This is a genomic window from Deltaproteobacteria bacterium, assembly GCA_009692615.1.
In the GTDB taxonomy this organism is placed as follows: Bacteria; Desulfobacterota; Binatia; order UBA9968; family UBA9968; genus DP-20.
Map to the genome: position 1 here is coordinate 1 of SHYW01000069.1, position 14,532 is coordinate 14,532.

At 56.1% G+C, this 14,532-nt stretch carries 9 protein-coding genes; 6 read left to right on the plus strand and 3 right to left on the minus strand.

Annotated elements, in window-relative coordinates; all coding sequences use genetic code 11:
- Nucleotides 1-39 precede the first annotated feature (39 nt).
- Both EXR70_16240 and EXR70_16245 read left to right on the plus strand, forming a co-directional pair.
- Nucleotides 40-1,542 carry a hypothetical protein gene (locus EXR70_16240; protein ID MSP40040.1) on the plus strand — a complete coding sequence of 501 codons (1,503 nt, stop codon included), beginning with the start codon at nt 40-42 and terminating at the stop codon, nt 1,540-1,542.
- A gap of 185 nt (nt 1,543-1,727) precedes the next feature.
- Nucleotides 1,728-2,363: a tetratricopeptide repeat protein gene (locus EXR70_16245; protein ID MSP40041.1), complete on the plus strand. Its 636-nt coding sequence runs from the start codon at nt 1,728-1,730 to the stop codon at nt 2,361-2,363.
- 656 nt (nt 2,364-3,019) lie between these two features.
- Here the strand turns inward: EXR70_16245 and EXR70_16250 are convergent.
- From EXR70_16250 to EXR70_16260, 3 genes are all read right to left on the minus strand, one after another.
- Complete coding sequence (locus tag EXR70_16250; GenBank protein MSP40042.1) at nt 3,020-3,658, minus strand: hypothetical protein; 639 nt, start codon at nt 3,656-3,658, stop codon at nt 3,020-3,022.
- Between the two features lie 95 nt (nt 3,659-3,753).
- Complete coding sequence (locus EXR70_16255; GenBank protein MSP40043.1) at nt 3,754-4,710, minus strand: 4-hydroxybenzoate octaprenyltransferase; 957 nt, start codon at nt 4,708-4,710, stop codon at nt 3,754-3,756.
- Nucleotides 4,707-6,149 carry a menaquinone biosynthesis decarboxylase gene (locus tag EXR70_16260; GenBank protein ID MSP40044.1) on the minus strand — a complete coding sequence of 481 codons (1,443 nt, stop codon included), beginning with the start codon at nt 6,147-6,149 and terminating at the stop codon, nt 4,707-4,709. Before EXR70_16260 ends, EXR70_16255 begins: the two co-directional genes overlap by 4 nt.
- Nucleotides 6,150-6,170: 21 nt before the next feature.
- Here EXR70_16260 and EXR70_16265 point away from each other — a divergent pair, with 21 nt between their 5' ends.
- The 4 genes from EXR70_16265 (at nt 6,171) to EXR70_16280 (ending at nt 14,476) form a co-directional block, all read left to right on the plus strand.
- A complete protein-coding gene (locus EXR70_16265; protein MSP40045.1) occupies nt 6,171-8,186 on the plus strand; it encodes a tetratricopeptide repeat protein in 2,016 nt (671 codons plus the stop codon).
- A 4-nt stretch (nt 8,187-8,190) separates the two neighbouring features.
- Nucleotides 8,191-10,074: a tetratricopeptide repeat protein gene (locus EXR70_16270; GenBank protein MSP40046.1), complete on the plus strand. Its 1,884-nt coding sequence runs from the start codon at nt 8,191-8,193 to the stop codon at nt 10,072-10,074.
- 138 nt (nt 10,075-10,212) lie between these two features.
- A complete protein-coding gene (locus EXR70_16275) occupies nt 10,213-12,729 on the plus strand; it encodes a tetratricopeptide repeat protein (GenBank protein ID MSP40047.1) in 2,517 nt (838 codons plus the stop codon).
- 25 nt (nt 12,730-12,754) lie between these two features.
- The gene (locus EXR70_16280; GenBank protein MSP40048.1) at nt 12,755-14,476 is read left to right on the plus strand and encodes a phospholipid carrier-dependent glycosyltransferase; all 1,722 of its coding nucleotides are present in this window, start codon (nt 12,755-12,757) and stop codon (nt 14,474-14,476) included.
- Nucleotides 14,477-14,532: the final 56 nt, after the last annotated feature.

Sequence of the window (14,532 nt, forward strand, 5' to 3'; positions counted from 1 at the left end):
AAGGAGGCAATGATGACGAAGAGATATTTAGTAGGGAGCATGCTTGCTGCGTTCCTTTTGGCTGCGGGAACAGTTCAAGCCCAGGGCGTGGATCAAAAGATCCAAACGTTGGAGCAGGAACTTTCACAGCTGAAAGAACAGCAGATCGAGATGAAGAAAGAAGCCACGGCGCAAGCCGCGGCGATGCCGAGTTTCAGCTATCGTCCCGGCAATGGTTTGACCATCGAAGCAGCGGACAAGTCATGGGGCGTACGCTCGACGGTGGAAACCCATTTCCGCTACAATTTTGAAAGTGGCGTAGATCAATCGGGCCGCAGCCGCGGCGAGATGATTGGCCGGCGTTTCCGCCCCACCTTGCTCTATTGCGTGAACAACTGCTTGTGGGAAATCGAATCCAGCCTCGACCTCGACGGTTGGGGCACGGGTAACGGCAAGAACAACGGAGCGACCGGCGTCGGTGGGATATTGCAACGTGGCGCGGTTAACTTCCACGCCGAGCATTTGAACCCCTGGTTGCCGACCGTACAGTTCGGCATGGAAGTACAAAATGCCCAAGGCGGCGGCTTGGCTCGCCAAGGCTCCGGCACCACCGGCGCCCAGGCCGAGTACGACCTGCATACCCGCAACAACGGTTTTAACACCGGTCGCGCGGGCTCGGGCACAGTGCTCAACTGGGATGACCGCTCGCTATCGAGCCTCGGCATTCCCGGCCGCATCGGCAAGCTGCAATTTGGTATGTCAGCGATCGCCGAGGGCGACGACGGCACGCAGAGCTTGACCGACCGCAAAGACTTCAACGTGTATATAAGCATTCTGCCGATGTCGCAGATCAAGAACATGTGGTTGAGCGGCATCGCGTTTGAGTTCGGCACCTGGTTCTGCAACGTAGATAACCGCGCCGATAATGGCTGCTCTCGCTATCGCATCCAGGATCATGGCGACGGTGGCCGTCAGACCCTATTTGACAGCGGCGCTGCCAGCATCGGTGACGGCTTGCACACCGCGATGGGCCCTGGCGTAGTTTGGAACGTCGGACCGTACACCATGCGTGTGATGGGAAGTTTCCAACAGAGCACGGACCGTGGCGGCACGACCGGCAAGAAGAGAGCGCATAGCTTCTTGATCGGTCATGACCTGTACGCCTACAGTCCCAAAGGCTTCCTGACCGGTTCCGCGACGGAAACGGGCTCGGTGTTACTCGGCACGCACTTTGAGCGCGTCGACATGTCCTGCGGCGAGAGACTCAAAACTTGCAGCACAGCCGGCGTAAGCGGCAGTAACCCCAACAACTACCGCCGCAACCGCGTGCTCTTGAGAGAAGGGGACTTGTGGTATGTCATCGCACCGCGCATGAACGTTGGTATGAGCATTCTGTGGTACGATGCCTCGAACCTCAAGAACACCGTCGGCACAGCCGGTTACAACCTCGGCTTATGCAAACGGACCAGCCCAGCCGGCTCGCCCGGCTCGGAAACGAACTGCCGTGCGGGTGGCGGCGGCGACTGGACCGATGTGATGCTCAACTGGCGCTACACGTTCTAAACATAAATTAGAACCAAACCAAAAAGGGGAAGTCAGCAATGACTTCCCCTTTTTTTTATTTGTGTGAAGAATCCATTGCTGGATTCTAGATTGAACTCTACCGGTTGCCTTGGCGGAAAATTTTTTGTAGCTTGGTATTCAGAGTTGCGGTTGATAATATCCTTAACAGATCTACGCCGAGGAAAATGACCATGAATGTGCCTTCGTTGAGTAAACCTTCGAAAATATGTTTCGGCCTGGTGCTTTTAGTTACGATGGCAATTGGTTGTAGTCATGCGGTGCCCTATTTCGGCATGGGCGGACGGTACGAAGAGGGTAAAGAACAGTTTATGCGCGGTCGCACCGGCGATATGGATCTGGCGATCACCGCGCTGGAGAACGTGGTGAGCCAGGATCCTATGTATAAGTTCAGCCTGACGTATCTGGGTCGCGCTTATTATCGTAAGGGACGATTCCAAGACGCCTACGCGGTGTTGCAGCGCGCGGTGGCGGTTAACAATGACGATGAGATGGCGTGGATGGCGTTAGGGTTGACCGAGATGCGCATTGGCCGGATTGACAACGGTATTGAAACGCTCAAAGGCGGCATCACCTTGGGCAGTAAGGCCTTCATGAACGGTTATCACAATTGGCTTTACTTCGACACCCGCGGTTTGATCCAAAACGCGATCCGGCGGTCGGCGTTTTTATTGACCAAGGGCGCCGAAGAGAGAGCCAACATCATCAGCGACACCGATCGCTTAATGGCATTAGTCGATGACGAAGAAAATTTTCAACGCAGCACGCGCATCCAAAACACCCGGCCGCTTTACGGCGGTTAGAAAAAATTCTTTACTGCTCACTGTTCGAGTGCGATACCCGCCGTTTACTAGTGTCGTGCCTGTTGATTGAAGGCACTTACGCTTCGACATAACCCTTGACCACGAAGGAGCGAAAAGCTTTATCACAGAGGTACGGATTGCGAGTATTAACCGCAAAGTACTTAGCGCCGCAGAGCCGCAACCAAATGAGAAAGAGTTTTCACCACGAAGCACACGAAGGGTTCGGAAAATTACTACTCCGAACTTCGTGCTCTTCGTGTCTTCCGTGGTGAGATTGGATTTCGTCATTGAGCACGGGAACTTAGGAATACCGGTGTGGAAAATTTTCGCAAGCCACGCAACCTTTGAGCTATTGCAGTGCAGAGAACGCAGAGAAGAAGTAGGGGCGACCGGCGGGTCGCCCTTCTTTGCCGCAGGCCGCGAGAAGATTTGCTCAAGCCGGGGAAATTATCATGGACAGTAGCACGACGAGCCCGAAGTTCGGAGATTTGGCCATCCAACCCTTCGCGGCCTTCGTGGTGACTTACACGCCGGATAAACTACCAACAGCGTGAGACACTCAACTAGTTGGATATTATCGCCGGTGGAAAGCGCGCCACTCCAGCATGGGGCGAGCGGGAATGGCGGCTCAGTGGGATTCGCTCGTGACCTAACGTTTAGGGCTGGCTGTCTTTACTGTCGCTTTCGCGGTTGCGGGTGCGCACTTCGTCGTTGCGCGCGCGATCGCCTTCTTCTTCGATCTGTTTGCCGATCCACTCGCCGTCGGCAATCAGTTTATCCCAATTCAATTCGCGTCCCGAAATCATCGCCAAGTCGTTCTTAATCGCAGTGCGGATTGCCAGCGCCGGATCCCAAAACTGGCCGAAGGAGAAACGGTGCGCTTGGGTGATGTATTCCAAAAACTCCTGTAGGCCTTTCATGCCGCTCTCGATCTCGCTTAAACCACGTTGACGGTCACCACTGCGGGCCATGGCCAAGCCCAAGTACAAACGCGCGGTATTGTCTTCCTGGTTCGCGCCAAGAGCCTTTTCCAGGGTCTCACGGGCTTGTGGGTAACGTCCGACGGCGTACTCGGAGCGACCGACGTAGCTCAAGATGCCATGCTTGAGCGCCGTGCCGTAATAATAGTTGGGATCCAGCTGCGCCGCGCTTTGAAAGTAGGCGAGGGCGGTCTCTGGTTGTCCCGTCAGGAGTGCGCGCCGTCCCGATTGCACATCGGTGCCGACGCTAAAGCTCGCACAAGCGGATAGAAACATGAGCGACGAAAACATGATCGCGCTAGTTTTGATGTTCATGACTCCTCCTAAATTGGCTAGATGAACGAAAGCATAGTCCGCCTTGTATGAATTTCAATCCCCCGAACAGGGGGTGGCGAGGTTGACCCTAAAGCTCAGCGCCAGATACCGGTGCCGGAAATGAAAACCGTGTCGGCCAAGGTCGCGAGTAGGTAGGCGAGACTGACGTAGGCATTGTAGTCGAAGAAGGCGCGGTTGATGCGCGACAAATCGTTGGGCGTGACGATGCGGTGCTCCCAAATCAGTACGACGGCGACCGCGCCAAAGCCGATCCAGTAAATATAGCCGAGCGCCGCGCTGACGCCGACCAGAGCGAGGAAGATAATCGTGATCAGGTGAAACAAACTCGACAAGCGCAGCGCACCGGCGACGCCAAAGCGGACGGGAATCGAATGCAGCCCTTGCCGAGAGTCGAACTCGCGGTCTTGGAGAGAATAGATGATATCGAAGCCGGCGAGCCAAAAGACCACGGCGAGGCCGAGCAACAACGGCGTCGTTAATTCGCCGATGCTGACCGTGGCACCGGCGACGGCGAGCCAAGCGCCAATCGGCGCGATGGAAAGCGCGAGACCGAGAAATAGGTGCGCCGCCCAAGTGAAGCGCTTGGTCAGGGAATAAAAGAAAACGATCGCCAGCGCCACGGGGGAGAGCAGGAAACAGAGCCAACTTAGCTGGTAAGCCGCGAAGATGAAAAACAGCGAGGCGATCGAAGTTAAAATAATCGCTTCGCCAACTTGGACTTTGCCCTGCGGCAGCTCCCAGTTTTTGGTGCGTGGGTTGAGAGCGTCGAACTTGCGATCGACCAGCCGGTTAAAGCCCATGGCGGCGCTGCGCGCGCCGACCATGGCGACCAATATCCAAGCTAGCGCGCGCAGTGTCACCGGATGACGCGGCCAGGCCAAGGCGACGGACGACAGCGCAAAGGGCAGGGCGAAGATCGTGTGCGAGAAGCGGACTAGGCTGGCGTAGTGGGAAATTTTGGATTTTAGTCCGCGCGGCTTCTTTTGGTCCGCGGGGCCGCTTTTGGATTGGGGAACTGATAGCGCTTTCATAGTCCTAACTTTTCCCAGATTGAATCGATATAATTTTGCGTCTGCTCATCCATGACGATCACCGGCGGCCATTCGCGCTCATAGCCTTCGCTGCGCCATTTTCTAGTGGCGTCGATGCCGAGCTTCGAGCCGTAGGCGAGCGCCGGCGCGGCGTGGTCAAGGACATCCACCGGGCCTTCGACGAATAGAGTGTCGCGCTTGGGATCGATGTTGTTGCCGACCACCCAAGTGACTTCGGAAAGATCGTGGACGTTGACGTCGTGATCGACGACGATCAGCGTTTTGGTAAACATCATTTGGCCCAGGCCCCAGAGCGCATGCATGACTTTGCGGCCGTGGGCCGGGTATTCTTTCTTGATCGAGATGATCGCGAGATTGTGAAACACGCCGTGCACCGGCAGGTTCATGTCGACGATCTCGGGCAAGGTCACGCGCAAGAGCGGCAGAAACAACCGTTCGGTCGCTTTGCCGAGAAAAGCATCTTCCATGGGCGGGCGGCCGACGATGGTGGTCGGATAAATCGGATTTTTCTTGTGCGTGATGCAAGTCACGTGAAACACCGGATAGTCATCGGCGAGTGAATAAAATCCAGTATGATCGCCGAACGGCCCTTCGCGGCGCAGCGGCTCGGCGGGATCGACGTAACCTTCGATGACGATATCCGAGTTCGCCGGCACCTCGACATCGACGCTGATCGCTTTGACCAGTTCGACGCCCTTCTTGCGCAGAAAGCCGGTGAACAAGATCTCGTCGATCTGCGGCGGCAGCGGCGCGGTGGCGGCGTAGATCATCGCCGGATCGCCGCCCAGGCAAACCGCTAATTCTAGGCGGCGGCGATTTTCTTTTTGCTGCTGGTAATGGCGCGCGCCGACCTTGTGCAGATGCCAGTGCATGCCGGTGGTGCGCCGGTCGTAAACCTGCATGCGGTAAAGTCCGACGTTGCGCGTGCCAGTGTTAGGATCCTTCGAGAACACCATCGGCAGGGTGATAAACGGTCCGGCGTCGCCGGGCCAGCAGGTGAGCACCGGCAGAACAGTCAAATCGGGATCGCGCTCGATCACTTCCTGGCATTCCCCGTCTCTGACGATCTTCGGCGGAATACCGGCGAGTTTGATTAGCTCGCCGAGCAACTGCAATTTGTCTTTGAAAGTTTTTGGCGGCTTGGTCTGGATCAGTTTGGCGATGGCGCGGGCGTGCTCTTCGATGTCGTCGACGCCGAGTGCCAAAGCCATGCGCTGCGCCGAACCGAAGGCGTTGATCAACAGTGGAATGGTTTTGCCGACGACGTTTTCAAACAACAGCGCCGGGCCGTTGGCTTTCATCACCCGGTCGGCGATCGCGCAGATCTCCAACTCGGCTTTGACCGGATAACTAATCCGTTTGAGTTCGCCGGCGCGCTCCAAAACTTCGACGAACTCTGCTAGGTTGTTAAAGGCCATAGTAATTTTCACCGACGGTAAATGAAAAGCACGCAACGCGCAACCAGCCGAAGGTCCAATGCGACGAGCCAAAGCGAGGTATCTCTGCGCTGGCCGCGCTGGTTCGTGCCGTTAGTGATTGCGGCGGTGACTCTGGCGGCGTTTTTTCCGAGCTTGAGTAACGACTTCGTCAATTGGGACGACGACAAAACGCTCTATGACAATCCTTTCTATCGCGGTTTGGCTTGGCCGCAAATCAAATGGATGTTCACGACCTTCCTCATGGGCCACTACCAGCCGCTCAGCTGGTTGACGTTCGCTTTCGACTATTCGCTGTGGGGCATGAATCCCGTCGGTTATCATCTGACCAATTTGCTGCTGCACATGGCCAACGGAGTGCTTTTCTATTTCGTCACTCGGCGGCTGCTCGTTGCGGCATTGGCGATTCCGCCAAGCGCGGAAAATTGGCGGCTCGATCTCAGCGCCGGTTTGGCGGCGCTGTTATTCGCGATTCATCCCCTGCGCGTCGAGTCGGTGGCTTGGGCCACGGAGCGCCGCGATGTGCTCTCGGGTTTGTTCTACTTCGCGACGATTTATTTTTATCTGCGTTTGGTTGAATGCTCGAAATTTAGCACGAGGCGACGTTGGTTGTGCGCGACACTCGCCATTTATTTCTTATCGCTGCTATCGAAGGCGACGGCGATCACTTTGCCTTTCATCTTGCTTGTGCTCGATGTTTATCCGTTAAAAAGATTGACTGGCCGGCCGGGCCAATGGTTCAAGCGGGAATCGCGTGGCGTACTCGGCGAAAAATTACCGTTTTTGATTTTGGCTTTGGCTTTTGCCGTCGCGGCGTTGTTGGCGCAGCAAGTTACTGGGGCGCTCAAACCGCTGGAACAATTCGGCATCGCTTCGCGTCTGCTCCAGGCGGGCTACGCTTTCATGTTTTATCTCGGCAAGACGCTTTGGCCCGTGAGTCTGGCGCCGATTTACGAATTGCCCGTCGACGTCGGTTCTTGGTTTTGGCTGTTCGTGTTTTGCGGCGTCGGAACGATTGCCCTGACGATGGCGCTCTTTTTCTTCAAGCGACGATGGCCGGCGCTGCTCGCCTGTTGGGTTTATTATCTAGTCGTTCTGGCGCCGGTCACCGGCGTGGCGCAGAGCGGACCGCAACTGGTCGCCGACCGTTATAGCTATCTGGCTTGCTTGGGTTGGCCATTGCTGATCGCCGGCGGATTTTATCGTTTGTCGCCGCAAGAAAGTTTCAATCGTCAGCGCTATTTTTTCAGCAGCGGTTTCGCAATCATGGTAGTTTTCTCGTTAGCGATCTTGACCTGGAATCAAACTAAAATATGGCGCTCGCCCATCGCGCTCTGGCAACATGGTACCGCCGTCGAACCGTTGGCGAGCATCGCCCACTACAACCTCGGCCGCGCCTATGAGCGAGAAAATAATCTGGCGCCGGCAATCGAAAGTTATCGGCGCGCGGCGACCGTAAATCCTAGCTATGCTAAGGCGCATTTCAATCTCGCGCGTCTGTTAGCGCTCAAAGGCGATGAAGCGCAGGCGCTGGCACATTATCGGCGGGTGATAGAAATACGTCCCGATCACGCCGACGCGCACAACGATTTAGGTTTGTTGCTGGAGTTGAAGGGCGAGGACACGGCGGCGGTGGTGGAGTTTCATAGAGCCATGGAAATCGAGCCGGCCCATGGCAGAGCGCTGTTCAATTTGGCCGAACTGTTGGCGCGACAAAGCGATCTCGCTAAAGCAATTGTTATGTACGAGCGCGCCGCGCGCAGCGAGCCCAACCAAGCGGCGATCCAAGTGCGCTGGGCGATCGCGTTGGCGCGCCAAGGGCAGTTGGCGTCGGCGACGGAGCATTTTCGCCGCGCGCTGGAGTTGCAGCCGAACGATAGCGACGCTCATGTCCTAATGGCGCGGTCTTTGGCGGCGCAGGGGAACAAGGACGAAGCTGAAAGCCACTATCGACAAGCGCTGCGCCTGATGAAAGCCGCGGGAAAATCTTCCGGCAGTGAACTGCGCGAGCTGAAGTAACCAGATGGCGACGAAAAGTACCAAACGCGCCGCCGCCAGCCAAGTTGCCATTCAATATCATTGGTCGGCGTGGCTGATCCCGCTGTTGATCGCCATGCTCACCGGCGCGACGTTTTTCCCGGCGCTGTTCAACGAGTTGGTCAATTGGGACGACGATGTCATGCTGGTCGACAATCCGCATTATCGCGGTTTGGGCTGGGCGCAGCTGCGCTGGATGTTTTCAACCTTTCACGCCGGTCACTATCAGCCGCTCAGTTGGCTTACACTGGGATTCGACTATTTGCTTTGGGGCATCGAGCCCTTTGGTTATCATCTGACCAGCTTGATTCTGCACGTCGTCAACGCGCTGGTCTTTTACTTTCTTTGCCGGCTGATTCTTACAATTATTTTTGCCACGCCGCGCCAGGCGGTTGGCTGGACGCTCAATCTCAGCGCCGCCCTGGCGGCGCTGCTATTCGCGCTCCATCCGCTGCGCGTCGAGTCGGTGGTCTGGGCCACCGAGCGGCGCGACGTGCTTTCAGGCGGGTTTTTCCTCGCCGCGATTTATTGCTACCTGCGCGCCAATTCTTCGCCGGCGTCGGCGCTCGAATCGCGCCAGCGCTGGCTTTGGCTCGCCGTCGCGGCACAACTTTTCTCGCTGTTGGCGAAGGCGACGGCGATCACGCTGCCGTTGGTGTTGCTGATTTTAGATGTTTATCCGCTGCAACGTTGGCGCGGCAGCTTACGCACATGGCTGGCGACCGGTGGCCGGCGCGTGCTTTGGGAGAAGCTGCCGTTTCTCCTGCTCTCGTTGGTGTTCGGCGTTGCTGCCTTGTTCGCCCAACACGACGTCGGCGCGCTGCGCCCGGTGCAACAATATTTTTTTTCCTACCGTTTGGGCCAAGGATTCTACGGCATCTGTTTTTATCTTTGGAAGACGCTACTGCCGATTGACCTTTCGCCTTTGTATGAGCTGCCCTATGACTTCGATGCCTGGACTCCGGTCTTTATCGTTTGCGCGGTAGTCGCGGTGGCGATCGGCGGGCTGGCTTTTTCTCTGCGCCGCCGTTGGCCTTGGCTGGCCGCGTGTTTGGCCTACTACGTCATCGTACTCGCGCCGGTTCTCGGCGTGGCCCAAAGCGGACCGCAATTGGTCGCCGATCGTTATAGTTATTTGAGTTGTTTGAGCTGGGCCATGTTATTGGGTGGGATTTTTTATTGCCGGTTGCAAAGTGCCAAGCCGGGTTATTTCAGTATCGCCGTGGTGATTTTCGCCAGCGTCGTAAGCTTAGGATTGTTGACCCGAACCCAAGTGGGTGTTTGGCATGATTCCGAAACCCTGTGGAAGCATGCGTTGCAAGTGACGCCGAACACCGCCATCGCCAACTACAATCTCGCCAAGGTCTATGAGACCAAGGGCAAAGCGCCAGACAGCGTGAAACTTTACCAGCGCGCGGTCGAGATCAATCCGACTTACTCCGAAGCGCACTACAATCTCGCGCGGCTGTTAGCGCAACAAGGAAAGCCCGATGACGCGATCGCGCATTATCGTGAAGCGTTGAAGTTCAAACCCAACGACGCCGAGACCCACAATAACTTGGGGCAACTGTTGGCGCTGCAAGGCAACGCCAGCGCCGCGTTGGCGGAGTATCGGCAAGCGCTGGCGCTCGATCCGCAGTTCGCCAAGGCCTATTTCAATCTTGGCCGGCTTTTTGTGCGCAGCGGTGAATTCGAGAAAGCGATAGATCATTTCCAGCGCGCGCTGCGGTTAGCGCCGGAGGCTGCCGAAGTTCACGTGGCTCTGGCCCGCTTGCTTGCGGAGCAGGGAAATAAAGATACGGCGGCGATTCATTACCAAGCAGCGGTGGATATTTTGAAAAATGCCAGGCCTAATCCATCTGGCAAGTAACCGGTTTTAATAAATCGATCATCGAAACGATAGCAACCGTCGGTGGAGCATTCATCTGATTCATGATTAGTTTGGCCAAACTGCAGCACTGACGACAGTTTGGTTGTTGAGTTGCAGACTGATTTTTTTCCATTTCCCATGGCGCGTAAAAACAGAACTAAAGCTCGACAGCCGGCTGCCGTCAGCGATGTGGGTGAAATCAAGAATGAGGAAGATTCTGCGCATTCCGTGCCCGGGAATCTACTGTCACTCGCAAGCCTGGTTTTGTTCCTTGGCGCATTTAGTCTAGTCTCCATCGGCAGCATCCAGCAACAATCTCCCACGGTAGACGAGCCGATCCATTTGCTGTCGGGCTATGCATCGTTGAAGTGGGGCGACTACCGCGCCAACCCCGAGCATCCGCCGCTGGCCAAGCTGTGGGCGGCTTTGCCGCTGCTCGCGATAAACATAAGAGATCCTCGTCCGACGGCGATCGAGTGGGACATTATTCCCACCACCGACCCGCATACCACGCATACGGCTACAGTGGCGGCAAAGTTATTCTTTGTCGACAACGATGGTGCAAGACTCTTTTTTTGGGCCAAGCTGCAAATTGTCCTACTCGCCCTGTTGCTCGGTCTTTTCATCTACCGCTGGAGTTGCGAATTGTTCGGCATCGAAGCGGCGTTGGCATCATTGTTTCTTTACGGTCTAGATCCGAACATCTTAGCGCATAGCCAAATCGTTCATACGGATATCGCCTTTAGCGCGCTGTTTTTCATCGGCAGCTATTATTTTTGGCACGCTCTGAACAAGCTTACTTGGTTCAATCTTGCGCTCACGACCGGTTTCTTCGGTTTGGCGGCAACGACGAAATATGCGTATCTCGCCATACTCGCGGTTTGGGGCGCGCTGGGCGTTTTGAGAGTATTCTCGTCACGACCGCAAGAGTTGTGCCTAGGTGGCATTCGTACCGTTTCACGCCGACGCGATAAGGCGCTGCTCGTTGGCGGAATTATCTTTTGCTCGCTCGTCGCTGCCTATTGCTTGATTTGGGCAGCCTACGGATTTCGCTTCAGTGCGGTTGCGGGCGACGGCAGATCCTTGCCGATGGCCAACGAGCTGTTGACTCAACCGCGGCTCAGAGGGTTGGTTTCTTGGTTGGCGCAACTACAGCTTTTTCCCGAAGCTTGGCTCTATGGACAACTCTTCGTATTGAATAACTTGCAACGGAAAGCTTATCTTTTCGGGGCGTACTCAGATCAGGGCTTTTGGCTGTACTTCCCGGTCGCGTTCGCGGTCAAGACGCCGCTGCCGACGTTGATACTCTTTCTCGGAACGCTGGTCTTGTGGTGGAAGCGGAAAATTGATCGGGCCAAAGTCACTTTTTTATTGCTCGCCGTAGCGGTCTATTTTTCGTTAGCCGTCTTTTCTCATTTGTCGATCGGCGTGCGCCACATTTTGCCAATCTATCCATTCTTGTTCGTTATGATCGGTGGCACGGTCGCGCAGCTTTGGCGGGTGCGAACCGTTGTCACCGGCGGCGCGATCACTGTTTTAGGTCTGTGGTGCGTTTGGTCGACGATCAACACCTATCCACACTTTCTTGCCTATTTTAACGAGCTGGCCGGCGGCGCGCGCCAGGGCCACAAAATTTTACTCGATTCTAACTTGGACTGGGGCCAGGATCTCAAAGGGTTGAAAGCTTGGATGACGCAAAACCAGGTGAAGAAAATTCAGTTCGTCTATTTCGGGTTTCACAATGACGCCGAGCCGCGTTACTTCGGTATCGACGCGCAATTTTTGCCGGGCAGTTGGGTCAGCTCCGATCTCACGTCAAACAAGTTCACCGACCCCTCGGACTATCTGGCGATCAGCGCCAATCATCTGTTTGGCCGGCACTACATCCGCGGCGAGCGACGTGTCGATTTTCTTAAACCGTTCTTATCCTTAAGCCCCACGGCGATTATCGGCCATTCGATTTACGTTTATCGGATCAGCCAAGCGATCGTCGCGTTACGCGAAACCGTCACGACGTATCCCGAGTCGGCGCAGGCTCATGCCGATCTTGGCAGTCTGCTGGAAAATCAAGGGGACGTCGCTGACGCTGAGAAACATTACCGCCAAGCGGTGCAACAACAAAGCGCGCCAACGAAGGCGTTGTATAATCTCGGCATGATTTTAGCGAAGCAAGACAATGTCGACGAAGCGATCGAATTCTTGCAGCGAGCCCGCACGGCGAGTCCAGGCGATGAAGATATTCACTATGATTTAGCTTTGGCGCTGGCGGTGCGAGGCGACATCGAGCACGCCATGGGAGAACTTCGCCAAACGATTCTCATCGAACCGCTCTATACCAAGGCGTATTACAATCTCGCCATTTTGTTAGCTCGGCAAGGGCAAAACTCAGAAGCTGTGGCAGCTCTTCGCGATGCCGTAAAGGCTAACCCGCTGTTCGCTAAGGCGCACTATCAAATCGGTGTAATGCTTGGCCAAGGCGGCGCCCATGAAGAAGCGATATGGAGTTACCGCCAAGCACTGCAAGTCGATCCGAGCATGGCAGAGGCGCACGAAAGTCTCGGTAAGTTGTTGGCCTCGATGGGCCGGACGGACGAAGGCGTGAAGCATCTCGAAGCGGCTGTAAGATTGATCAAGTCGCGCCCGCTCGCGCGGTGATCTTAGAAGGCAACTCCCACTGCTCATGCCGCCACTGAAAACCACTCAACTCTGGGCGACTCATCGCGTTGGCGCTAAGTCGGCGGTGAAAATTATCTTCGCTATCGTCGTCATTGCCAGCGTGCTGCGTTTCTTCGATCTCGGTCAGCTTCCCGCCGGGATCAATGTCGATGAAGCTTCGAACGGTTGGAATGCTTACACGCTACTCAAAACCGGCAAAGATCAACATGGTGTCGCCTGGCCGATTTTTTACACCCGCGCCTTCGGCGAGAACCGCAGCGTTTCGTATATCTACGCGTTGCTGCCGTTTCAGGCTTTCGCCGGCTTGAGCGTGCAGGCGACTCGGCTACCTGCCGCGTTCGGCGGCGTGCTCTCCATCTTGCTAATCTATTTTGTCGGTGCGCGGCTGTTCGGTCACCCGACCGGCTTGGTGGCCGCGGCGATGTTGGCGATGAATCCCTGGCACTTGCAGATCAGCCGTCTCGGCGTCGAAGCGTTGTTGGTGCCGTTGTTGGTCCTGGCTTCACTTACCGCTTTGTTGTGGGCTGATTTTCCGTTCGGCGCCGACGATACTCGTGGTCCCAAGCCAATTCGTGCCGCGCTGGCCGGATTGATACTTGGGGTTAGCTGTTTCGGCTATTGGGCGGTGCGGATATTCTTACCGCTGTTTTTTGTCGGCGCTGTCGCTGTTACGTGGCAACATTGGTGGCATCGACTAAAAACTCGCGACGGGGCAATCGCGATTGGCTGCCTGGCGCTGGCGATTACACTTGTTGGCGCGCCGCTGCTTTGGCGCCATCTCAGCGATCCGGAAATCGCCAAGCGCGGCCGAATCCAAGGTTGGGTTTGGGAGGAGTCCGATAGTTTCGCAGACAAGGCTACTAAAGCGCTGGCGCGCTATCCCGGCCACTTTGGGCCGGATTTTTTGTTCATCAATGGCGACAACGATCCGGCTTACTCGCCTTTGACCGGCGCCGCGCTGTTTCACTGGTACGATCTGCCATTGCTGATCTTGGGGCTGATCGTTTGTCTACGCCAGGCGCGTGCTTCGCCGCCGGCGCGCTTGTTGTTGCTTTGGTTGCTGCTTTATCCGCTGGCGGATCTGTTTGCGCGTCATTCCAGTTTACATGCGCTCAGAAGCCTGCCGGGATTGCCGGCGCTGGTTCTGTTAGCTGCCATCGGCGCGGTGCATGGGACAGAGTGGCTTTGGCGCCGCCGCTCGACGCTGGCGCCCATCGGCTACGCCTTGCTTGGGCTAGTCGCGGTATTCAACTTTATTTTTCTCAAGCAATTTTATTTGGACCGGAAGCCATCGGCGGAGAAATTTTACGCCAATCAGGTCGATCACTTCCAAGCATGTGAATGGCTTCGTCCCCAACTTGGCGGCGTCGATGCGGTGTTCTGGACCGGTTCGTCGGCGCACCGCTACATTTACACGGTCATCTGTCTTGGCTACGAACCCGAACAATGGTTTCGCGATGTCCGCGAGATCGTTCCCGGGCCGCTGCCCGGCGGTGTCTTCGCCCACGAAGATATTTATTTGCGTGTCGGCAAATTTCACTTCATGTTTGGCGACCAGCAGAGCCGCGCCGCACTCACCGAATTGCTGCACAACGATCGGCCGGATCGGGTGATGTTTGTCGTCAGGCCGGGGGATCTCGGTTTGCACAAGACTGCACGACCGATTCACGAGGTGCTGGGCCCGGACGGCAAGCCGACGCTGTGGATCTTCGACACTAAATTGTAAGCCCTCTTGAGCTCGGTAAAGACGTGAGACATTGCGATCCGCGCACGACGAGTAAT

Bases quoted from the DNA above. Each gene is read 5' to 3' on its own strand.
- EXR70_16240 (MSP40040.1), top strand. From the start codon at position 40: ATGCTTGCTGCGTTCCTTTTGGCTGCGGGAACAGTTCAAGCCCAGGGC.
- EXR70_16245 (MSP40041.1), top strand. From the start codon at position 1,728: ATGACCATGAATGTGCCTTCGTTGAGTAAACCTTCGAAAATATGTTTC.
- EXR70_16250 (MSP40042.1), bottom strand. From the start codon at position 3,658: ATGAACATCAAAACTAGCGCGATCATGTTTTCGTCGCTCATGTTTCTA.
- EXR70_16255 (MSP40043.1), bottom strand. From the start codon at position 4,710: ATGAAAGCGCTATCAGTTCCCCAATCCAAAAGCGGCCCCGCGGACCAA.
- EXR70_16260 (MSP40044.1), bottom strand. From the start codon at position 6,149: ATGGCCTTTAACAACCTAGCAGAGTTCGTCGAAGTTTTGGAGCGCGCC.
- EXR70_16265 (MSP40045.1), top strand. From the start codon at position 6,171: ATGAAAAGCACGCAACGCGCAACCAGCCGAAGGTCCAATGCGACGAGC.
- EXR70_16270 (MSP40046.1), top strand. From the start codon at position 8,191: ATGGCGACGAAAAGTACCAAACGCGCCGCCGCCAGCCAAGTTGCCATT.
- EXR70_16275 (MSP40047.1), top strand. From the start codon at position 10,213: ATGGCGCGTAAAAACAGAACTAAAGCTCGACAGCCGGCTGCCGTCAGC.
- EXR70_16280 (MSP40048.1), top strand. From the start codon at position 12,755: ATGCCGCCACTGAAAACCACTCAACTCTGGGCGACTCATCGCGTTGGC.